The sequence below is a fragment of the Lysobacter daejeonensis GH1-9 genome (genome assembly GCF_000768355.1).
Classification (GTDB): Bacteria; Pseudomonadota; Gammaproteobacteria; order Xanthomonadales; family Xanthomonadaceae; genus Aerolutibacter; species Aerolutibacter daejeonensis.
In genome coordinates this window covers 27,951-48,935 of sequence record NZ_AVPU01000008.1, presented here as the reverse complement: position 1 = coordinate 48,935, position 20,985 = coordinate 27,951, and the positions used below count along the sequence as shown (strand labels likewise).

General features: G+C 66.8%; 21 protein-coding genes. 12 read left to right on the top strand and 9 right to left on the bottom strand.

Features of this window, described 5'->3' with window-relative positions; all coding sequences use genetic code 11:
- Positions 1–23: 23 nt before the first annotated feature.
- Positions 24–734, top strand: coding sequence for an rRNA pseudouridine synthase (locus tag N800_RS06465; RefSeq protein ID WP_036136153.1), 711 nt, complete (start codon positions 24–26; stop codon positions 732–734).
- Between the two features lie 75 nt (positions 735–809).
- On the opposite strand, the gene N800_RS06460 is transcribed toward N800_RS06465, so the two are convergent.
- The 6 genes from N800_RS06460 to N800_RS06435 all read right to left on the bottom strand — a co-directional run bounded on the left by N800_RS06460 (position 810) and on the right by N800_RS06435 (position 5,707).
- Entirely contained in the window at positions 810–1,502 is a 693-nt protein-coding gene (locus tag N800_RS06460; protein WP_036136150.1) for a DUF2058 domain-containing protein, read from the bottom strand.
- A 64-nt stretch (positions 1,503–1,566) separates the two neighbouring features.
- Complete coding sequence (locus N800_RS06455; RefSeq protein WP_036136148.1) at positions 1,567–1,797, bottom strand: SlyX family protein; 231 nt, start codon at positions 1,795–1,797, stop codon at positions 1,567–1,569.
- Positions 1,794–3,143 carry a UDP-glucose dehydrogenase family protein gene (locus N800_RS06450; RefSeq protein ID WP_036136146.1) on the bottom strand — a complete coding sequence of 450 codons (1,350 nt, stop codon included), beginning with the start codon at positions 3,141–3,143 and terminating at the stop codon, positions 1,794–1,796. The genes N800_RS06455 and N800_RS06450 overlap by 4 nt, the downstream gene beginning before the upstream one ends.
- 82 nt (positions 3,144–3,225) lie before the next feature.
- A complete protein-coding gene (gene bamJ, locus N800_RS06445; protein WP_036136144.1) occupies positions 3,226–4,002 on the bottom strand; it encodes a BamJ family beta-barrel-assembly machinery protein in 777 nt (258 codons plus the stop codon).
- 112 nt (positions 4,003–4,114) lie between these two features.
- Entirely contained in the window at positions 4,115–5,053 is a 939-nt protein-coding gene (locus N800_RS06440) for an FKBP-type peptidyl-prolyl cis-trans isomerase N-terminal domain-containing protein (protein WP_036136142.1), read from the bottom strand.
- An 84-nt stretch (positions 5,054–5,137) separates the two neighbouring features.
- A complete protein-coding gene (locus N800_RS06435; RefSeq protein ID WP_036136140.1) occupies positions 5,138–5,707 on the bottom strand; it encodes a glutathione peroxidase in 570 nt (189 codons plus the stop codon).
- Between the two features lie 125 nt (positions 5,708–5,832).
- Between N800_RS06435 and N800_RS06430 the strand changes: the two genes are divergently transcribed.
- From N800_RS06430 to N800_RS06410, 5 genes are read left to right on the top strand one after another with little or no spacing between them, the layout of a single operon-like run.
- A complete protein-coding gene (locus N800_RS06430) occupies positions 5,833–6,111 on the top strand; it encodes a hypothetical protein (protein ID WP_036136137.1) in 279 nt (92 codons plus the stop codon).
- A 2-nt stretch (positions 6,112–6,113) separates the two neighbouring features.
- Complete coding sequence (locus N800_RS06425; protein WP_036136135.1) at positions 6,114–6,485, top strand: GntR family transcriptional regulator; 372 nt, start codon at positions 6,114–6,116, stop codon at positions 6,483–6,485.
- 5 nt (positions 6,486–6,490) lie between these two features.
- A complete protein-coding gene (locus tag N800_RS06420; protein WP_036136302.1) occupies positions 6,491–7,366 on the top strand; it encodes an ABC transporter ATP-binding protein in 876 nt (291 codons plus the stop codon).
- Positions 7,363–8,412, top strand: coding sequence for a hypothetical protein (locus N800_RS06415; RefSeq protein WP_036136133.1), 1,050 nt, complete (start codon positions 7,363–7,365; stop codon positions 8,410–8,412). Before N800_RS06420 ends, N800_RS06415 begins: the two co-directional genes overlap by 4 nt.
- 43 nt (positions 8,413–8,455) lie before the next feature.
- Entirely contained in the window at positions 8,456–9,118 is a 663-nt protein-coding gene (locus N800_RS06410; RefSeq protein ID WP_232227554.1) for a YggN family protein, read from the top strand.
- Between the two features lie 71 nt (positions 9,119–9,189).
- On the opposite strand, the gene N800_RS06405 is transcribed toward N800_RS06410, so the two are convergent.
- Positions 9,190–10,596 (bottom strand): class II fumarate hydratase, encoded by a 1,407-nt coding sequence (locus tag N800_RS06405; RefSeq protein WP_036136130.1) that lies wholly within the window; start codon positions 10,594–10,596, stop codon positions 9,190–9,192.
- Positions 10,597–10,775: 179 nt separating this feature from the next.
- Here N800_RS06405 and purB point away from each other — a divergent pair, with 179 nt between their 5' ends.
- Positions 10,776–12,158, top strand: coding sequence for an adenylosuccinate lyase (purB, locus tag N800_RS06400; protein WP_036136128.1), 1,383 nt, complete (start codon positions 10,776–10,778; stop codon positions 12,156–12,158).
- A 144-nt stretch (positions 12,159–12,302) separates the two neighbouring features.
- Here the strand turns inward: purB and gstA are convergent, their stop codons facing one another.
- Complete coding sequence (gstA, locus tag N800_RS06395; protein ID WP_036136125.1) at positions 12,303–12,923, bottom strand: glutathione transferase GstA; 621 nt, start codon at positions 12,921–12,923, stop codon at positions 12,303–12,305.
- Positions 12,920–14,017, bottom strand: a complete 1,098-nt coding sequence (locus N800_RS06390; protein WP_036136123.1) for an NAD(P)H-dependent flavin oxidoreductase — start codon at positions 14,015–14,017, stop codon at positions 12,920–12,922. The genes gstA and N800_RS06390 overlap by 4 nt, the downstream gene beginning before the upstream one ends.
- Positions 14,018–14,140: 123 nt before the next feature.
- On the opposite strand from N800_RS06390, the gene N800_RS06385 reads away from it, so the two are divergent.
- From N800_RS06385 to sucB, 5 genes are all read left to right on the top strand, one after another.
- The gene (locus N800_RS06385; RefSeq protein ID WP_036136121.1) at positions 14,141–14,512 is read left to right on the top strand and encodes a winged helix-turn-helix transcriptional regulator; all 372 of its coding nucleotides are present in this window, start codon (positions 14,141–14,143) and stop codon (positions 14,510–14,512) included.
- A 32-nt stretch (positions 14,513–14,544) separates the two neighbouring features.
- The gene (locus tag N800_RS06380) at positions 14,545–15,786 is read left to right on the top strand and encodes a ribosomal protein uL16 3-hydroxylase (protein WP_052107977.1); all 1,242 of its coding nucleotides are present in this window, start codon (positions 14,545–14,547) and stop codon (positions 15,784–15,786) included.
- Position 15,787: 1 nt separating this feature from the next.
- On the top strand, positions 15,788–16,690 hold the full coding sequence (locus N800_RS06375; protein WP_036136119.1) for a GNAT family N-acetyltransferase: 903 nt from the start codon (positions 15,788–15,790) through the stop codon (positions 16,688–16,690).
- 130 nt (positions 16,691–16,820) lie between these two features.
- Entirely contained in the window at positions 16,821–19,652 is a 2,832-nt protein-coding gene (locus N800_RS06370) for a 2-oxoglutarate dehydrogenase E1 component (protein ID WP_036136117.1), read from the top strand.
- Positions 19,653–19,704: 52 nt separating this feature from the next.
- On the top strand, positions 19,705–20,919 hold the full coding sequence (gene sucB / locus N800_RS06365) for a dihydrolipoyllysine-residue succinyltransferase (RefSeq protein WP_036136114.1): 1,215 nt from the start codon (positions 19,705–19,707) through the stop codon (positions 20,917–20,919).
- The last annotated feature ends 66 nt before the right edge of the window (positions 20,920–20,985 follow it).

The following is a 20,985-nucleotide window of genomic DNA, read 5'->3' as shown; positions in this document are numbered from 1 at the left end:
AGCCCGTCGCCACGAATCCGGTCATGTCCGAACCTACCCGCCTCGACAAACGCATCGCCGAGTTGCTTGGTTGTTCCCGTGCGGACGCCCAGCAGTACATCGAAGGCGGCTGGGTGCTGGTCGATGGCCAGGTCGTGGAGGAACCGCAGGCCATGGTGGCTGCGCAGAAGTTGGAGCTCGCACCCGGTGCCCGCCTGGAGCCCATCGAGCCGGCCACGATGCTGCTGCACAAGCCCGCTGGCGTGGATATCCAGGACGCGGCGGCCTTGGTGACGCCCGCGACACGCGCCGAGGGCGATATGTCGGAAGTGCGCATGCTCAAGCGCCATTTCCACCGGCTGGCGCCACTGATGCCGCTGGACGCTGAAGCCAGTGGCCTGCTGGTGCTCACCCAGGACGGCCGGGTCCGCCGCCGGTTGACCGAAGAATACGCGCTCATCGAGCAGGAGTTCGTGGTCGAGGTGGCTGGCAGCATCGCGCCCTACGGCATGAGCAGGCTCGCCAATGGCCTTCACTACCGTGGCAGCGCACTGCCACCGTGCAAGGTCAGCTGGCAGAACGAGACCCGGCTGCGTTTTGCCATCAAGGCCGTGCAGCCCGGGCAGTTGCGCCACATGTGCCGCGAGGTCGGGCTCGATGTGGTCTCCATCCGGCGTTTGCGCATCGGCCGGATCTCGCTGAACAAGATGCCGGTGGGAGAATGGCGTTATCTGCCGGTCGGCGAAAAGTTCTGACTGTGCGATGTCTGCCGGTGGCGATCGCCACCCGACTGACCTGCATGGGGCGCGCATCACCGCGCCCCATGCCCCTCACCAGACCAGGTCGTCCGGCACCTGGAACGCCGGGTCGCTGTACGGGTCTTCTTCGGCGGGCGCATTCGGATCCACCTTGAGCGCCACTGCCTGCGCGAAAATCGCCTCGGCCTGCGCAAGCACCTCGGCGGTCACCAGCAGGTAGCGCCCCTCCAGTTGCACCACGCCCAACTCGCCGGCGTTGAGCGCCTTCAGCTGTTCGGCGGTCACGTAGATGCGCTTGATCTTGCCGCCGTAGGGAAAATGGCGTGCGATCTCGGCATCGGCCACGTTCAGGCCCTTGTCCTTGATGAACTCGGCCAGCTTGGCGCGGGCCTCGCGCTTGATCCGCGCTTCTTCCTGCTTCGCCTTTTCCGCGGCGATGCGTTCGTCCTTCTCGCGTTGGGCGCGGATGGCGTAAGCCTTGGCAAGGTCAATGTCTTCGCGGCTCGCGGGTTTGCCGGACTTCTGCCCCTGGGGTCGCCCACCGCCGGGGTGGCCGGGTCGCCCCTGTTCCCCCTTTCCACCACCACCGCGCGGGTGCGGGTGACCACCCGGACGCCCCTTTCCGCTGTCGCGGGCCGGACCCGACTTGCCCGTGCCAGGCCTGCCCGCACCGGGCTTGCCAGCACTGGGCTTGTCGGAACGCTCGGGTTTGGCCGGTGCGGTGAATCCGAGGCCGAGCAGCTGGTCGCGAAGGCTGTTGCTCATGGTGTCTCTCTTGCGTGATGCATCCGCGCCGCACGTAAGCACCGCAGCGGCCAACGGACAGGTATCAATAGTGCGGCGGAGGCGGTTCGCTGGCGGGATCGCCGGTCAGCGGCGCATTCGACATCGCCAGGCGAAGCTGCTTCAGCTCTTCCAGCACGCGGTGCAGCAACAGCGCGTTGCGCGTCTCGTCATTGCGAGCCGCGGCCAGGGCGTCACTCAGTTCAGTCAATGAGTGCTCCTGGAACGCGAGCCGTGTTTCCAGGTCCACCAGCCGCTGTTCAAGCTCGCCGCTCATGCGCTCGCCTGGATCGATCGGCCACGACCGATGCCGTAATACGCCAGACCCAGCGCTTCCAGCTCGTCCGGGTGGTACAGGTTGCGACCATCGAACACCACCTTGTCGCGCAGCGCATCGCGCACGCGGGCGAAGTCCGGACTGCGGAATTGCTTCCATTCGGTCACCACCACCAGCGCGTCCACGTCCACCAGCGCCTGGTAGGCCGAATCGCACAGCAGCAGGTCATCACGCTCGCCGAAGATACGCTGCGCCTCGTGGTGCGCCTCCGGGTCGTACGCGCGCACCTTGGCGCCCGCCCCCCACAACTTCGCCAGCAGCGTGCGGCTGGACGCTTCGCGCATGTCGTCGGTGTTGGGCTTGAACGCCAGGCCCCACACGGCCACGGTCTTGCCACGCAGCGCCTCGACGCCGCCGTAATGGCGCGCCATCAACTCGAACAGGTGGCCCTTCTGCCGGTCGTTGACCGACTCCACCGAATTCAGCAACTCGGCGTTGTAACCGTACTGCTGCGCCGTCTTGGCCAGCGCCTGCACGTCCTTGGGGAAGCAGGAACCGCCATAGCCGGCGCCGGGATAGATGAAGTGCCAGCCAATGCGCGGGTCCGAGCCAATACCCTGCCGCACCATCTCGATGTCCGCGCCGACGCGCTCGGCGATGTTGGCGATCTCGTTCATGAAGCTGATCTTGGTCGCCAGCATCGCGTTGGCGGCGTACTTGGTCAGCTCGGCCGAGCGCACGTCCATCACCACGATGCGCTCGTGGTTGCGGTTGAACGGCGCGTACAGGCGCTTGAGCTTCTCCACCGCGCCGGCATCGTCGGCACCGATCACGATGCGATCCGGGCGCATGCAGTCGTTGACCGCATCGCCCTCCTTCAGGAATTCGGGGTTGGACACCACGTGGAATGCGATGTCCTGGCCACGCGTGGCCAACTCGGCGGCAATCGCCGCGCGCACCTTGTCCGCGGTGCCCACCGGCACGGTGGACTTGTCCACCACCACCGCGGGTTTGCCCAGGTGCTGGCCAATGGTGCGGGCCACGGCCAGCACGTACTTCAGGTCCGCGCTGCCGTCCTCGTCCGGCGGAGTGCCCACCGCGATGAACACCACGTCGCCATGGGTGATGGCCGCTGCAGCATCGGTGGTGAAACGCAGGCGCCCCGCGGCATGGTTGGCCTTCACCATCGGCTCCAGCCCCGGCTCGAAGATCGGGATGATGCCGTTGTTCAGGCCCTCGACCTTGGCCGCGTCGATGTCGACGCAGACCACGTCGTGGCCGACATCGGCCAGACAGGTACCGGTGACCAGGCCCACATAGCCGGTGCCGAAAATGGTGACGCGCATTCCTTGGAATCCTTCAGTGCGATGACGCAACAAACTGCCCGACGCAGGGCGACCGCTGCATCACAGCGATCGCCCGCGCGGCTTACTTCTTGCTCGGCTGCACCACGTCCTGCAGCTCGACCTCGAACACCAGCGTCTCGTTCGGACCGATCGGGCCGCCCGGGGTGCCGGCTTCGCCATAGCCCAGCTTGGCCGGGATCCAGAACTTGTACTTGCTGCCCACGGTCATCAGTTGCAGGCCTTCCTGCCAGCCCGGGACCACACCCTGCAACGGGAACACCACCGGCTCGCCCCGATCGTAGGAGCTGTCGAAGGTCTTGCCGTCCAGCAGGGTGCCCTTGTAATGCACCTTCACCACGTCGGTCGCCTTCGGCTTGGCGCCGGTGCCCTCGGTGATGACCTGGTACTGCAAGCCGGAGGCCGTGGTCTTCACGCCTTCCTTCTTGCCGTTCTCGGCCAGGAACTTGGTGCCGTCCTCGGCGTTCTTCTTGGCCTTGGCCATCATCTCGGCGATGCGCTTGGCCTGGATCTTCTGGCCGAAGGCCTCGCGGATGGCCTGCGCCTGCTTGTCGTCGACCAGCGCCTTTTCACCGGCCACGCCGGCCTTCAGGCCCTTGATCATGGCGTCGAGGTCGTACTCGCCCTTGGCGGGCTCCAGCGACTTGGCAATGTCCAGGCCGATCACGTAGCCGGACTGAGCCTTCTCACCCTCCAGGCCCGGAATCTTGGTCGCCGTGGAGGCTGAGGTCTCGGCGTCAGCGGCGGTGGTGCCCTCGGCCTTCTCGGCGGGCTTGTTGCAGGCGGCCAACGCCAGGGTGGCGGCGGCCAGTACGGCGATATGACGCACGGATTGCTTCATGGAACAGGACTCCATCGTGATGCGACGACCGCCGCGCCGACGGGGGCCGGTGCGGCGGAGGGGGCACGGAAACGTGCCGTCGGAATGTGTCGGGAGTGGACTGAACGTACCGTTACGGCACGATCGCCATCAGCTCAACGTCGAACTGCAGCGTGGCGTTCGGACCGATCGGGCCGCCCGGGGTTCCGCGCGCGCCGTAGGCCAGCTCACCCGGGATCCAGAAGCGGAACTTGCTGCCCACCGGCATCATCGCCACGCCTTCGGTCCAGCCGGCGATGACCTGGTTCAGCGGGAACTCCGCCTCCTGGCCGCGATCGTACGAGCTGTCGAACACGGTGCCGTCCAGCAGGGTGCCGTGGTAGTTCACACGCACCTTGTCGGTGGCCTGCGGGCGCGGACCCGAACCCTGGCGCAGCACCATGTACTGCAGGCCCGACGGCGTGGTGAACACGCCCTTGACCGACTTGTTCTTGGCCAGGAAGGCGTCACCCTCGGCCTTGTTCTTCTGCGCCTGCTCGCCAGCACGCGCCTGCGCCTTGGCCTGCATGCGCTGGGAGAAGGCCTCGCGGATGGCATTGGCCTCGGCTTCCGGCAGCAGCGACGGCTGCTTGGCCAGCGCGGTGCGCACCGACTGCATCAGCACCGGCAACTCGATTTCTTCCTTGATGCCGGCCAGCGAACGGCCAACGTCGGCGCCCACGAGATAGCCGACCTTGTCCTTGGCAACCTCGGGGGCCTGGGTGCCCGGAGGCGCCTTGCCCATGCGCACGCCAATGCGTTGCATCAGCGCGCTGCCCACGGCCTGCGCATCCTTGTCCTCCAGCAGCGGCTTGCCACCGTCAAAGGCGTTCTTGACCGCACGCTCGAAGGCAGCGACGTCGAGGTCCGGGCCCACCGGCGCGATCGAGGTCGCGACGTCCTGGCCGATCATGTAGCTGACCTTTTCGCGGTCGTTGGTAAGCACGGTCTTTCCCTGGGCAATGGCAGCGGCGCCGGTCAGCGTTGCTGCGGTGGTGATCAACACGGCCAGGCCGCGCGCGAAAGCATTCATTCCGAGACTGCTCCTGTCGGATACGCCGCTGGCGCGGCGCGAAGTTCCCATTGTCGCGACCTGCGACCCGTACGGCAATCGGCCTCAGCGCTGGGCGGGCCGGGGCGCCTTCAGTGCCTGCTCGATGGCGGCCACGATGACTTTGTCATCCGGCTTGGTGCGGCTGCCCCAACTGGCGACCAGGCGCCCGTCGCGGTCGATGAGGTACTTGTGGAAGTTCCACTTCGGCACTTCGCCCGAGGCCTGCGCCAGCGCCTTGTAGAACGGAGTGGCCTGCTCGCCCACGACGTGCACCTTCTCGAACATGGGGAACTTCACCCCATAGGTGAGCGTGCAGAACTCCTGGATCTGCTTCTCGTCGGTGAATTCCTGTTCGCGGAAATCGCCCGAGGGGAAGCCGAGCACGGCAAAGCCCTTGCTCTTGTACTTGGCGTGAAGCGCTTCCAGTGCTTCGAATTGCGGTGTGAAGCCGCACTTGCTGGCGGTATTGACCACAAGCAGCACCTGTCCGCCGTAAGTCTTTTCCAGATTGACCGGGGTTTTGCCCGCAAGGGGGCGGTAGCTGTGGGCCAGCAGGCCGGAGGCGGCAAGCGCCGCGCCCGCGACTACCAGGGAGACAGCTGCCACGGCTGCCAGAACGGTATTTCGGGTCATGTGAAGGACCTGGACCGGGGTTGGGCCCCAAGTATGACTTCAGTTGGGTTGGCGGTGCTTGACGGGGCGTGTTTTGGTGTTATAGTTGCATACAACACCGGTTTACTAACGAGCAGGACGTTCACATGAACAACGCGCTCCGCCACACCGCCCTGACCCTCGCCGCCGCCAGCGCCCTGCTGGTGCTGGTCGCCCTGCCTTCGGACCCCAGCCCGGCCCAGCCCGCCTCCGGCCTGCCGAATCCGCTCGCGACCGTCCCCGGCGCCATCCCCTCCACGGCCGCCCTCGGCCTGTCCAGCACGGACGGCGTCGCGGAGGCCCCCAAACGCGTGATCAGGAAGAGTGCGCGCCACCGCCGGCAGACGTTGGTCATGCCCTTTTTCTCATTCGCACAGCGGGGTTGACCATGACCGCAATTCAATGGAGCGATGGCGCTCCCATCTATCGCCAGCTGAAGGAACGCGTCATCGCCATGATGCTCGATGGCGTCCTCAAGCCCGGCGACGCCCTGCCCTCCGTCCGGCAGGTCGCCGCCGAGTACCAGCTGAATCCAATCACCGTCTCGCGCGCCTATCAGGAACTGGCGGACGAGGCTCTCGTAGAAAAGCGCAGGGGACTGGGCATGTACGTTACAGAAGAGGCTGCAAGGAAGTTGCTCGTCAATGAACGTGAACGCTTCCTTCGCGAGGAATGGCCGCTGGTGCTGGAGCGTATCCAGCGCCTGGGGCTGTCCATGGAAGAGCTGATGGGGCCGAAGGCCATCGGAGGCACGGCATGAACACCATGGCCAATGTCGCCACCGGCTCGGTGGTCACCGCCCGCAACCTGCGCAAGGCCTACAAGAACAAGGTGGCGCTGGACAACACCTCGTTCTCCATCCCCACCGGGCGCATCATCGGGCTGATCGGGCCCAACGGCGCGGGCAAGACCACCGCGCTGAAGGCCGTGCTCGGGCTGATCCCGTTCGAAGGCGAGCTGAGCGTGCTGGGCCGTGACCCGCGCACCCAGCGCGACGACCTGATGCGTGACGTGTGCTTCATCGCCGACGTGGCGGTGCTGCCGCGCTGGATCCGGGTCAAGGAAGCCATCGAGTTCGTGGCCGGCGTGCACCCACGCTTCGACCGGGCCAAGTGCGAGCGTTTCCTCGAGCACACCCAGCTCAAGCCCAACCTGCGCGTTCGCGAGATGTCCAAGGGCATGATCGTGCAGCTGCACCTGGCGCTGGTGATGGCCATCGACGCCAAGCTGCTGGTGCTGGACGAGCCGACGCTGGGCCTGGACATCCTCTACCGCAAGCAGTTCTACCAGCGCCTGCTGGAGGACTACTTCGACGAGGAAAAGACCATCATCGTCACCACCCACCAGGTCGAGGAGATCGAGCACATCCTCACCGACGTGATGTTCATCCGCGACGGCAAGGTGGTGCTGGACAACGACATGGAGTCGTTGGGCGACCGCTTCATCGAGGTGCTGGTGGATACCGCGCACCTGGAGTCCGCCCGCGCCCTCAAGCCGATCGACGAGCGCTCGCTGCCGTTCGGCAAGACCGTGATGCTGTTCGACGGCGTGCCCGTTGCCCAGCTGGAACCGCTCGGTGAAACCCGCACGCCGGGCCTGGCCGACCTGTTCGTCGCCACCATGAAGGGGACCTACGCATGAATGCCGTCGTCGAAACCCATGTGCGTGCCCCCGTGGCCGCACCGCATCCCACCCACAAGCTGAAACTGCTGCTCAAGCGCGAGTTCTGGGAGCACAAGGGTGGTTTCCTCTGGGCCCCTCTTGTGGCCGGCGGCATCTTCCTGCTGCTGAGCATGATGGGCGCCGGTGTCGGCGAAGCCTTCCTGCGCAAGGCACCCGACCACGCCACCGTCAACGTCGAAGGCAGTAGCTTCCGCATCAACGGACTCGACCTGTCGCAGCTGACCGAAAAGCTGGGGCCGGAGGAACTGCGCGAGTTCGGCGGCGTGATCGACGCCAGCCTGTACATGGCAGCCAGCTGGCCGCTGATCGTGCTGACCTTCGTCGTGTTCTTCTACTGCCTGAGCTGCCTCTACGACGACCGCAAGGACCGCAGCGTGCTGTTCTGGAAATCCCTGCCGGTCTCCGATCGCGACACCGTGCTGTCCAAAGTGGCCAGCGCCGTGGTGGTGGCACCAGCCCTCGCGATAGCGGCAGGCATCGCGACCATGTTCGGTTCGCTGGTGCTGTACAGCGGCCTGGTGCTGCTGCACGGGGGCAACCCGCTGACGCTGCTGTGGGGCCCAGCCAGCCCGCTGACCGTGGCCGGCAACATGATCGCCTCGTTGCCGGTGTACGCCCTGTGGGCCATGCCGACCGTGGGCTGGCTGATGCTCTGCTCGGCCTGGGCGCGCAGCAAGGCGTTCCTGTGGGCGGTGATGATCCCGGTGTTCGCGGGCATCTTCGTCACCTGGTTCGACATGATGCAGCTGTTCAACCTCGAGGCGACCTGGTTCTGGAAGAACGTCGTGGCCCGTGTGTTGTTCAGCGTCGCGCCGGGCACCTGGTTCGATGCGGCGCGCATTGGCCACGTGGACGCCGAGGGCCCGCAGGCGGTGCATGCACTGGTCAACCTGCAGACCACCTACTCCACCCTGGCCTCGCCCTCGCTGTGGATTGGCGTGGTGGCCGGTGCGGCAATGATCCTGGGCGCGATCCGCCTGCGCCGGTGGCGTGACGAGGGCTGATGCCCTCGTCGCTCCCCCACTCCTTCACTCAAGGCCCCACGTCATGAAGCACGTACGCATCGCGACCCTCACCCTGCTGGCCTGCGTTCCCCTGCTGGGCGCATGCCGCCAGCAGTCCGCTCCGGCACCGGCAGAACCCGCCGACGCCCCTGCCACTGCGCTGGGCAAGGTGGTGGATGAAGCCACCCAGAAGGCCCGCGCCAAGCTCGCCAACGAGCCCATCACGCTGTCGAGCGACAACGGCAACCTGCCCAAGGCGGAGATCTCCCCGAAGGGCGACCTGCTGATCGATGGCAAGGCGGTCACGGTCGACGACCAGCAACGCGCCCTGCTGCTGGAGCACCGCGCCAACATCGTGGCCATCGCCGAAGCTGGCATGGTGATTGGCGTACGCGGGGCGGAACTGGGCATGAAGGCGGCAGGTGAAGCGCTCAAGGGCGTCTTCAGCGGCAACACCGACGAAATCGAGAAGCGCATCGAAGCCGAAGCGGAGAAGATCAAGGCCGACGCGGAGGTGCTCTGCAACCGGTTGCCCGCCGTGCTGGACTCACAGGAGAAGCTGGCCGCCGCACTTCCCGAGTTCAAGCCGTATGCCACGATGACCACGAAGGACATCGACGACTGCCACGACGAAACCGCCGCCAAGTCGGACGCGCCGCCTGCGCCACCCGCCCCCCCGGAGCCACCAGCCCCACCCGAGGGCTGAGCAAACCGGCAGCCCCACCGGGCTCCGGAACGGCCGAACGGCGTCGTCAGCACAGACGACGCCGTTTTCGTTCAACCGCCCGAAACTCCTTCGCGGATTCCGCCCTTGGTCAACGCCACCGGATCCAGCAGGCCTCGCAATTCCGCTTCCGACAGGCCCGACATTTCGACCGCGACGGCCAGCACCGGCCGCCCCTCCTTGTAGGCCTGTTTGGCGATGGCCGCGGCCTTCTCATAACCGATGATCGGGTTGAGCGCGGTGACCAGGATCGGATTGCGGTCCAATGCCTCACGCACGCGGTCCTCGCGCACGCGCAGGCCTGCAATGCTGCGATCGGCCAGCAGCCGCATCCCGTTGGCCAACAGGTGTATGCCATCAAGCAGGTCGGCGCCGATCAGCGGCAGCATCACGTTCAACTGGAAGTTGCCGCTCTGGCCCGCCACGGTGATCGCCGTGTGATAGCCCATCACCTGGGCGCACACCATCGCCAGCGCCTCGGGCACCACCGGGTTGACCTTGCCGGGCATGATCGAACTGCCCGGTTGCAGTGCGGGCAGTTCGAGCTCACCCAGCCCGGCCAGCGGCCCGGAATTCATCCAGCGCAGGTCGTTGGCGATCTTCATCAAGGCCACGGCCAATGCATTGAGCTGGCCGGACAGCTCCACCAGGTCGTCCTGGGCGGCAATGCCCTCGAAGCGGTTGGCAGGGGACTCGAAGCGGGTGTCGGTAAGTGCACTCAGCGCCTTCGCCATGGCGTTGCCGAACCGCGGATCGGCATTGATGCCCGTGCCAATGGCGGTGCCGCCAATGGGCAGGCGCCGCACCCGCTTGAGTGTGTCCTCCAACCTGGCCTGCGCGGACTCCAGTTGCGCCGCCCATGTGCCGAACTCCTGGCCGAAAGTCAGCGGCATGGCATCCATGAGGTGCGTGCGCCCGGTCTTGGTGACCCTGCCCAGCGTCCTGGCACGCGTGGCAATCGTCCGCCGCAGGTGCTTGAGTGCTGGCAACAACGCCTCCGCCGCCGCCAGCCGCGCGGACACGCGAATCGCCGTCGGTACCACGTCGTTGGAGCTCTGTCCCAGGTTCACGTGGTCGTTGGGGTGCACGGCCCCCTTGCCCATGCGCGAGGCCAGCGTGGCGATGACCTCGTTGGCGTTCATGTTGCTGGACGTGCCCGAGCCGGTCTGGAACACGTCCACCGGGAACTGCGCGTCATGCTCACCGGCAGCGACTTCCAGCGCGGCCTTGCGGATGGCCGTCGCCATGCCCTTGCGCAACAGTCCGAGCCCGCCGTTCACGTCGGCCGCAGCCGCCTTGACCAGCCCCAGCGCCCGAATGAAGTCGCGCGGCATCGGCCGGCCCGAGATGGGGAAGTTGTCCACCGCGCGCTGGGTCTGCGCGCCCCACAGTGCCTCTTCGGGGACCCGCAACTGCCCCATGCTGTCGTGCTCGATGCGGAATTTCGCCTGCTTGGCCATGGCCGCGCTCCCGGTCCACGTTCGGATGGACCGAGCATAACGCCGCGCCGGCAGGGGATCGTTGCACGCCCGAAACGTCCCCCGCCCCGGCACCCCGGCCCCTGCGCTCCAGCGCTCCCGGAAACGCCCTACCGCCGGGACCTGTAGAATTACGGCCCCGCTTCGCCAACCCCGCGCCCATGACCGCCGCCAACGTCGTCGAAACCCAGTTGCTCGCCCTGTCCCCGCTCGATGGCCGTTACGCCGGCAAGGTCGACGCACTGCGCCCCATCTTCTCCGAATACGGCCTGATCCAGGCCCGCGTGAAGGTTGAGGTGGAGTGGCTGCTGGCGCTGGCCAACGAGCCGGGCATCGTCGAGCTCACTCCGTTCTCACCGGCCGCCGTGGCGCGCCTGCGCGCATTGGCCGACGAGCTCTCCGTGCGCGACGCCGCCCGCGTCAAGGAGATCGAGCGCACCACCAACCACGACGTCAAGGCCGTGGAATACCTGATCAAGGAAAAGCTCAAGGACGACGCCGAGCTGGCCCCGGCGCTGGAGTTCGTGCACTTCGCCTGCACCTCCGAGGACATCAACAACCTCAGCTATTCGCTGATGCTCAACACCGCGCGCGAGCAGGTGATGCTGCCGGCGCTGGACGGCGTGATCGCCAAGCTGCGCACCATGGCACATGAGTACGCGGGGCTGCCGATGCTGTCGCGCACCCACGGCCAGACCGCCTCGCCGACCACCGTCGGCAAGGAGCTCGCCAATGTCGTCGCCCGCCTGCAGCGCCAGCGCGACGTGCTGGCCGCCCTGCCGATGCCCGGCAAGATCAACGGCGCGGTGGGCAACTACAACGCGCACTCGGTCTCGTACCCGGAAGTGGACTGGGCGAAGTTCTCCCAGGCCTTCGTCACCTCGCTGGGCCTGACCTGGCAGCCGTACACCACCCAGATCGAGCCGCATGACGGCATCGCCGAACTGTGCGACGCGCAGAAGCGCATCGACACCATCCTGCTCGACCTGTGCCGCGACATGTGGGGCTACATCTCGCTGGGCTACTTCAAGCAGGCCGTGAAGGCCGGCGAAGTGGGCAGCTCAGCCATGCCGCACAAGGTCAACCCGATCGACTTCGAGAACGCGGAAGGCAACTTCGGCATCGCCAACGCGCTGCTGGAGCATTTCGCCGCCAAGCTGCCGATCAGCCGCTGGCAGCGTGACCTGACCGACTCCACCGTGTTGCGCGCGCTGGGCACCGCGTTCGGCCATGCCGTGATCGGCTTTGAAGCGCTGGGTCGTGGCTTGGGCAAGGTGTCGGCCAACCCGGAGCGCCTGGCCGCCGATCTCGATGCGTCGTGGGAAGTGCTGGCCGAGGCCGTGCAGACCGTGATGCGCCGCCATGGCTTGCCGCAGCCCTACGAGCAACTGAAGGCGCTCACCCGCGGCCACGGCATCGACAAGCAGTCCATGCGCGAGTTCATCGCTGGCCTGGACCTGCCGGCGGAGGCCAAGCAGCGCCTGCTCGACATGACGCCCGGCAGCTACATCGGCATCGCCCAGCGGTTGGCCAAGGACATCTGACGCAGGACACCGGCGCAACCGGATCGCGGCGGATCACCCCGATGGGGTGCCGCCGCATTGGGTATCACCAGCGATCTGGGCTGGCATGGCCCCGGACCGGTACAACATCTCCCGGCCAGACGCCGGGACCCGCCTCCAAACGTGTCAGGCCGCCTTGGCCGGCACCAGCCCTTCCGCCTGCAGCGCCGCCTGCACCGCAGGCCGCGACCGGACCCGCGCCTGGAACGCATCCAGCGCCTGGAAATCGGAAAGGTCCAGGCTGACGTAGCCGGCCCATTGGGTGACGGTGAACAGGTAGGCGTCGGCGACGCTGAAGTCTTCGCCAAGCAGGAAGGGCTGATCAGCGAGAACCTGATCCAGCAGCGAGTACCGCTTGACCAGGTACGCCTTGCGCTCCTCGCGGACCTCCTCCGACGTGGCCGGATTGAACAGCGGCGTATAAGACTTGTGCAGCTCGCTGCTGACGTAGCTCAGCGCTTCATGCAACCGCGAGCGCGCCAGGGTGCCGTGGGCGGGAGCCAGACCGGCATCGGGCTTGCTGTCTGCCAGGTATTGCAGGATCGCAGCGCCTTCGGTCAGCACTTCCCCGTCGACCAACTCCAGCGCAGGCACGTAGCCCTTGGGATTGATCGCCAGGAAGTCACGGTCTGCCTCCGTGCGCTTGGTGCGGGTGTCGACCTTTTCCAGCGCGATCTCGATGCCGGCTTCGCGGGCGACGATGTGCGATGCCAGCGAGCAGGCACCGGGGGCGTAGTAGAGCTTCATGCGTTCACTTCCTCGGGTTGTGGGTGGGGGTGCAGCTCTGCGAGCAGCGACCGCATCAGTTCGGTCGCGGTGCGATGGCGAAGGTCGGGCGCGATCTGGCCGCTCCACAGCGACACCAGATCGGTACGACCGGCCGCGATGGCGGCCGGACGCAACTTCGAAACAAACCAGCTGGTGATGGGAAACGGGGGCAACTCCGTGCTGCGCGTGGCCAATTCGTCCGTCCAGCGGTTGCGAAGGCCTCGGGCGAGACGGCCGGTGAATGCACGGGTCAAAGTGGTGTGTTCGGACCGTTCACTAAACAGCAACTGCCGATGCGCGTCCGTTGTGCCGGACTCTTCGCAGGCCAGGAATGCCGTACCGACCTGCACCGCCTGGGCACCCAGGGCGAACGCTGCGCGAACACCGCGGGCATCGGCAATACCGCCTGCCGCGACTACCGGCACGCCCACCCGGCGGCTGACCAGTTGAACCAGCGGGAGCGTGCCCATCAGCGAGGCTTCCGCGCTCGCCAGGAATGAGGGCCGATGCCCGCCGGCTTCGGCACCAGTGGCCACCATCAGGTCGACGCCTGCGGCCTCCAGCGCCTGTGCCTCGGCAATCGATGTCGCCGCGCCCAGGGTCACGATGCCCAGCCGTCGGCACTCGGCCAGTACGGCCGCAGACGGGATGCCGAACACGAAGCTGAAAACCGGCGGCCGGGCCTCCAGCAAGGCCTCAACCTGTTCGTCAAAATCCGGGTGGCCGCGCGTCATCCGCTCGGGCCGAGGCACCCCCAATTCGCGGAAGTAGGGCTCGAAGAGGCGCCACCCACGGTCGAATGACACCTCGTCGAGGTCCAGACCACCCTGATCGTGGTCCGACACCCACAGGTTCACCGCGAAAGGGGCCGCCGTCAGCCCGCGCAACTCGTCCACCAAACCACCAATGTCGCTGGCGGGCAGCATGTGGGCGCCAAACGATCCCAGGCCTCCCAGGTTGGACACGGTGGATGCCAGTCGCGTGGTGGAGAGGCCGCCACCGAAGGGCCCCTGGATGATCGGGTACCGGATGCCAAGGCGGCGCACCGCCTCGGTCCTGCTGCCTTGCTCCATGCCGCAGTCCTCATGTCGGGAGGCGGTATCGTATACACACTTGGTATCTATTGGATACCTGATAACTGGTGATAACCATGCGATTGTGGTTACCATTCCGTAACCCGTTTTCAGTCGCCGCCCATGGGCCTGCCGCTCCGTAAGAACAAGGTGGAAACGCCACCTCCCACCTGCCCGCTCACCGAGTGCATGGCCATGCTGCGCGGTGCGTGGGCGCCCAACGTGCTGTGGTACCTCAGCGCGGGTTCGCGGCGGTTCGGCGAGCTACGCCACGACATCCCACGCATCTCGGCGCGCGTGCTGACAGCACGGTTGCGCGAGCTGGAAGCCAAGGGCCTGGTGACCCGCAACGTGGTGGCCAGCTCGCCACCTTCCGTCGAATATGCGTTGACCGACCTCGGCCACGAGTTGATCCCCGCGATCAAGGCCATCGTCCACGTGGGCATGCGGCTCAAGAGCCAAGGCACGAGCAAACGGAAGGCCGCCACCCCGTAGAATGGCGTGCTCCACGATCAAGGCATGCCCCCATGAAGCGTCCCCGGAAGTCGTCCGCGCAGCCCGCGACACAGGTCCTGCCTTTCGAGATCGATGCGGGTGGCAATGGCCCGCTGGGCATGACGCCTGAAGTGTTCCTGCGGGACTACTGGCAGAAGCATCCCCTGCTGGTCCGCAACGCCTTCCCGGACTTCGTTTCCCCCATCCAGCCCGAAGACCTCGCGGGCGTGGCCTGCGAGGAAATGGCCCTCTCGCGCATCGTCATGCACGATCGCGCGCATGACCGCTGGAGCGTCCGCACCGGACCGTTCGACGAGGCGATGTTCCCCGACATGCCGCACCAGGACTGGACCCTGCTGGTGCAGGACATGGACAAGTGGGACGTCGACATCCGCGAACTGCTGGAAGACTTCCGCTTCCTGCCGCGCTGGCGCATCGACGACATCATGGTGTCGTTCGCCGCGCCAGGGGGCTCGGTGGGCGCACACGTCGACCAGTACGACGTGTTCCTGCTGCAGGCGCATGGCCACCGCCGCTGGCAGATCGACGCCTCGGTGGCGATGGGCCGCCCGGCGCCTTCGCTGGCCTTCCGCCCGGACGTGGAGCTGAAGCTGCTGCAGTCCTTCCACGCCACCCACGACTGGGTGCTGGGTCCCGGCGACATGCTGTACCTGCCGCCCAACGTGCCCCACAACGGCGTGGCCGAGGACGCCTGCCTGACGTTCTCGGTGGGCATGCGCGCGCCCGCAGCCGCCGAGTTGCTCGGCGACTTCGTCGACACCCTCGCCGCCGAGGCGGACGAATCGCTGCGCTACCACGACCCCGACCTGAAACCGGCCAAGGATCCGTATGAGATCGATACGGACGCGATGTCGCGTGCAGTCGAGGCCCTCAACATGCTGCGCATGAACGACCCGGAGCGGCTGGGCGACTGGTTCGGCCGCTTCATGACCATCTACCGCGCCGCGGGCGAAGTCATGTCGAATGGCGAGGATCGCTCGCGCATCGAGATCGAGTGGGACCTGCAGCAGGGCGCGTCGCTCGTGCGCCACCCGTGGACACGAGTCGCCTGGCGCAAGGCCGCGCGCGGCGCCACGCTCTTCGTCAGCGGCCAGGACCACGCCCTGCCGCTTGCCGACGCCCGGCTGCTGGCCAACAACGCCACCGTCGACGGGCATGATTACGAGGCACTGTCCGAAACCGGCCGCGAATTGCTGATTTCGCTGCTGGCGGCGGGCCACTACCAGCTGTACCTCGCCGAAGATGAGGACTGACATGCCCCCCGCCCAATTCCACGTCGAGCCCATCCCCTATGACACCGGACTGGCCGAACTGCGCGCGGTGCGCGAGCCGGTCTTCGTCGCGGAACAAGGCGTGCCGCTGGAGCTCGAATGGGACGAGTTGGATCCGGACTGCCATCACGTCATCGCCCGCGACGCCGACGGCCACCCCGTCGGCACTGGCCGATTGACACCCGAGCATCGCATCGGCCGCATGGCGGTCCTGCCCGACTGGCGCGGCAAGGGGGTCGGCGACGCCCTGCTGCGCGCGCTGCTCGACGAAGCCCGCAAGCTCGGCTGGCGCGAAGTGACCCTGCATGCGCAGGTCACCGCGATCAACTTCTATGCGCGCCACGGCTTCCTGCCCTACGGCGCGCGCTATGACGAAGCCGGCATCGAACACCAGTCCATGCGCCTGCTGCTGGACCACGCCAATGCCGTGGAGACCCGCGACCAGGCGCTGGCTGCCTTGATCGGCGTGGTTACGGGCACCCGCCGGCAACTGGACATCTACAGCCGCGACCTGGACCCCGGCCTGCTCGATCACCCGGACCTGATCACGGCGCTCAGGCAACTGGCCACCCGCCGTGGCGAAATCCGCATCCTGGTGCAGGACCCGACGACGCCCCAGCGCGCGCACTCGGCCCTGCTGTCCCTGGCCCAGCGCCTGCCCAGCGCCTTCCAGTTCCGCGCGGTGGAGGAGCCGGGCGACCAGGCCTACGCCCCCGCCTACGCCGCCAGTGACGCCGGCGGCTGGTACTTCCGCACCCTGGGTCACCGGTTCGACGGCGAAACCCGACTCGACGACCGAGCCCGCGCCCGCCAGTTGCAGGCCACCTTCGACCCCGTATGGGAGCGTGCACGGCCGTGCAGCGAGTTCCGGGCGCTAGGCATTTGAATGGTTTGACTTAAGTGTTAACCGCGTAGCCCGTTCCAGTGGCTATAATTCCGGGTCTTGATTACCTGAATAGCGCCCGCGCCCGCGCTGGCCTCCCCGCCTCCCCCTGAAGAGATTCGCGATCACCATCGTGGACAGCCTCCTGAAGCAGTTCTCCCAGTCGTCCCAGCTCGGCGCGAACGCCGCCTTCATTGAAGACCTGTACGAGCAGTACCTGGTCGACCCCGACAGCGTCGGGGCCAAGTGGAAAACCTATTTCGACGGTTTCAAGGGCCGTGAGGCGGGCGACGTGCCCCACTCGGCCGCGATCGAAAGCATCGTGGACGCGGGCAAGCGCGCCGCCAAGGGCCAGGTCACGGTCGCCGCTGGCGCCGGTGACGAGCGCGAACGCCAGGTCGGCCGCCTGATCACCGCCTATCGCTCGCGCGGCCACCTGGGTGCCAACATCGACCCGCTGGGCCTGATGCAGAAGCCGGAAGCGCCGGACCTGGGACTGGCCTTCCACCGCCTGTCCGAGAGCGACCTCAAGGCCGAATTCAGCACCGGCGGTGTGGGCGGCAACGACCGCATGAAGCTGGGCGACCTGCTCGCCCTGCTCAAGGCCACGTACACCGGCCCGATCGGCGCCGAGTTCATGCACATCACCGACGCCGAACAGCGTCGCTGGATCTACGAGCGCCTGGAGAAGGCCGGCGGCAAGTACGGCCGCACCGCCGACGACAAGAAGCGCATCCTCGAGCGCCTCACCGCTGCCGATGGCCTGGAGCGTTACCTCGGCACCAAGTACGTCGGCCAGAAGCGCTTCTCGCTGGAAGGCGGCGACGCACTCGTGCCGCTGATGGACACCACCATCCGCCGCGCCGGCCAGAACGGCGCCAAGGACGTGGTCATCGGCATGGCCCACCGCGGTCGCCTCAACCTGCTGGTCAACACGCTCGGCAAGCCGCCGCGCCACCTGTTCGACGAGTTCGAAGGCAAGTTCGAGCACGTGCACAGCGACCTCGCCCACCAGGGCGACGTGAAGTACCACATGGGCTTCAGCGCCGACGTTGCCACCCCGGGTGGCCCGGTGCATCTGGCGCTGGCGTTCAACCCGTCGCACCTGGAGATCGTCGACCCGGTGGTCGTCGGTTCGGTGCGCTCGCGCCAGACCCGCCGCGGCGACAAGGGCCGCGAGCAGGTGATCCCCGTGCTGATCCACGGTGACGCCGCGTTCGCCGGCCAAGGCGTGGTGATGGAGCTGTTCCAGATGTCGCAGGCCCGCGGCTTCGCGGTCGGCGGCACGCTGCACATCGTCATCAACAACCAGGTCGGCTTCACCACCAGCGCCGTGCAGGACGCCCGCTCCACGCTGTACTGCACCGACGTGGCCAAGATGGTCGGCGCCCCGGTGCTGCACGTGAACGGCGACGATCCGGAAGCCGTGGTGTTCTGCGCCGAGATGGCGCTGGACTTCCGCAACCGTTTCGGAAAGGACGTGGTCATCGACCTGGTGTGCTACCGCCGCCACGGCCACAACGAGGCCGACGAGCCGGCAGCCACCCAGCCGGTGATGTACCAGGTCATCCGCAAGCACAAGACCCCGCGCGAACTGTACGCCGCCAGGCTGGTCGAGGAAGGCACGCTGACCGCCGACGCCGCGCAGGCGCTGGTCGACGGCTACCGCCAGAAGCTGGACGATGGCGTGGTCACCACCGAGGTGGTGGAAGTCACCCCGGACGAGTTCACCATCGACTGGTCGAAGTACCTGACCGGCAAGCTGTCCGATCCGGTGGACACCACCTTCGACAGCAAGAAGCTGGTTGCGCTGGCCAACGAGATCAACGCCGTCCCGGACAGCGTCAAGCTGCACCCGCGCGTGGCCAAGATCTACGAGGACCGCCGCAAGATGACGGCCGGCGAGCTGCCGGGCGACTGGGGCTTCGCCGAGAACCTGGCCTACGCCACCCTGCTGGACGAAGGCTACAAGCTGCGACTGGTCGGCCAGGACTGCGGCCGTGGCACGTTCTTCCATCGCCACGCCATCCAGCACGAGCAGACCAGCGATGAGTACATCCTGCCGCTGCGCCGCCTGGTCAAGAACCCGGTGGACGTCACCATCATCGACTCGCTGCTGAGCGAGGAAGCGGTGATGGCGTTCGAGTACGGCTACTCCACCGCCGATCCGATGACCCTGGACATCTGGGAAGCGCAGTTCGGCGACTTCGCCAACGGCGCGCAGGTGGTCGTCGACCAGTTCCTGTCGTCGGGCGAGGCCAAGTGGGGTCGCCTGAGCGGCCTGGCGCTGTTCCTGCCGCACGGCTATGAAGGCCAGGGCCCGGAGCACAGCTCCGCACGCTTGGAGCGCTACCTGCAGTTGTGCGCGCTCAACAACATGATCGTGTGCACGCCGACCACCCCGGCGCAGGCGTACCACATGATCCGCCGCCAGATGCGCATGACCACCCGCAAGCCGCTGGTGGTGATGACGCCGAAGTCGCTGCTGCGCCACAAGCTGGCCGTGTCCTCGCTGGACGATCTGGCCAAGGGCGAGTTCCAGCACCTGATCCCCGACGCCAACGCCAACCCGAAGAAGGTGAAGCGCGTGGTGGTCTGCGGTGGCAAGGTCTACTACGACCTGCTGGAAGAGCAGCAGAAGCAGGGCCTGGACAACGTGGCACTGCTCCGCGTGGAGCAACTGTACCCATTCCCGCGCAAGCAGCTGGCTGCCGAGCTCAAGCGCTTCTCCGCCGCCACCGACGTGGTCTGGTGCCAGGAAGAGCCGCAGAACCAGGGCGCGTGGTACCAGATCCGCCACCACCTCAACGCCTGCCTGGCGCCGAAGCAGTCGCTGCACTACGCCGGCCGTGCCCGTTCGCCGTCGCCGGCGGCCGGTCACTTCGCGGACCACGTGCGCGAGCAGACCCAGCTGATCAACGACGCGCTGGTCAACTCGCTGCACGGCGAAGCCGGCGACGAATAATCGTCTACGAATCCACCCTTTTCACTTTTTAGCAAGCCAGGATGCCCGCCCCATGAGCACCGAGATCAAAGTTCCGGTCCTGCCCGAGTCCGTCTCCGACGCCACCATCGCCACGTGGCACAAGAAGGTGGGCGATGCCGTCAAGCGTGACGAGAACATCGTCGACCTCGAGACCGACAAGGTCGTGCTGGAAGTGCCGTCACCGGTCGACGGCGTGATCAAGGAGATCAAGTTCGAAGAAGGCGCCACCGTGCTCAGCCAGCAGCTGATCGCGATCGTCGAGGAAGGCGCCGCTGCCGCCGCCGCTCCGGCTGCCCAGCCGGCCGCCGGCGCGCAGGAAGTGCAGCCCAAGGCCGAAGCCGCCAAGGCCGCCGCCGCGGCGCCGGCATCCACCACCCCGGCACCGGTCGCCTCCGGCGCCACCCTGCCCCCGGGCGCCCGTTTCGAAGCCATCACCAGCGGCGTCGATGCCTCGCAGGTGCCGGGCACCGGCCGTCGCGGCATGGTCACCAAGGAAGACATCGTCAACTACGCCAAGTCCGGCGGCGTCGGCTCGGCCGGCGGTGCGCGTCCGGAAGAGCGCGTGCCGATGACCCGCATGCGCGCCCGCATCGCCGAGCGCCTGATGCAGTCCAAGGAATCCATCGCCATGCTGACCTCGTTCAACGAGGTCAACCTGGGCAAGGTCATGGCCATGCGCAAGGAGCTGGGCGAAGCGTTCGAGAAGGCCAACGGCGTCAAGCTGGGCTTCATGAGCTTCTTCGCCAAGGCCGCCGCCAACGCGCTGCAGAAGTACCCGGTCATCAACGCCTCGGTCGACGGCAACGACATCGTGTACCACGGCTACGCCGACATCTCGATCGCCGTGTCCACCGACAAGGGCCTGGTCACCCCGGTGCTGCGCAACGTCGAGCGCATGGGCTTCGCCGACGTCGAGAAGCAGATCGGCGAGTACGCCAAGAAGGCGCGTGACGGCAAGATCGGCCTGGAAGACCTCCAGGGCGGTACCTTCACCATCACCAACGGTGGCACCTTCGGGTCGCTGATGTCGACGCCGATCGTCAACCCGCCGCAGTCGGCCATCCTGGGCATGCACGCCATCAAGGAACGCGCCATCGTCGAGAATGGCCAGGTCATCGCCGCGCCGATGATGTATATCGCGTTGTCCTACGACCACCGCATCATCGACGGCAAGGACGCGGTCCTCTTCCTGGTCGACATCAAGAACCAGCTCGAGAACCCGCATCGCATGCTGCTGGGCATGTAATCGCACTGGGACGGGAACCGGCGACGGTTCCCGTCCGCGTTACCGGACACAGGGCCCCGCCCTGCC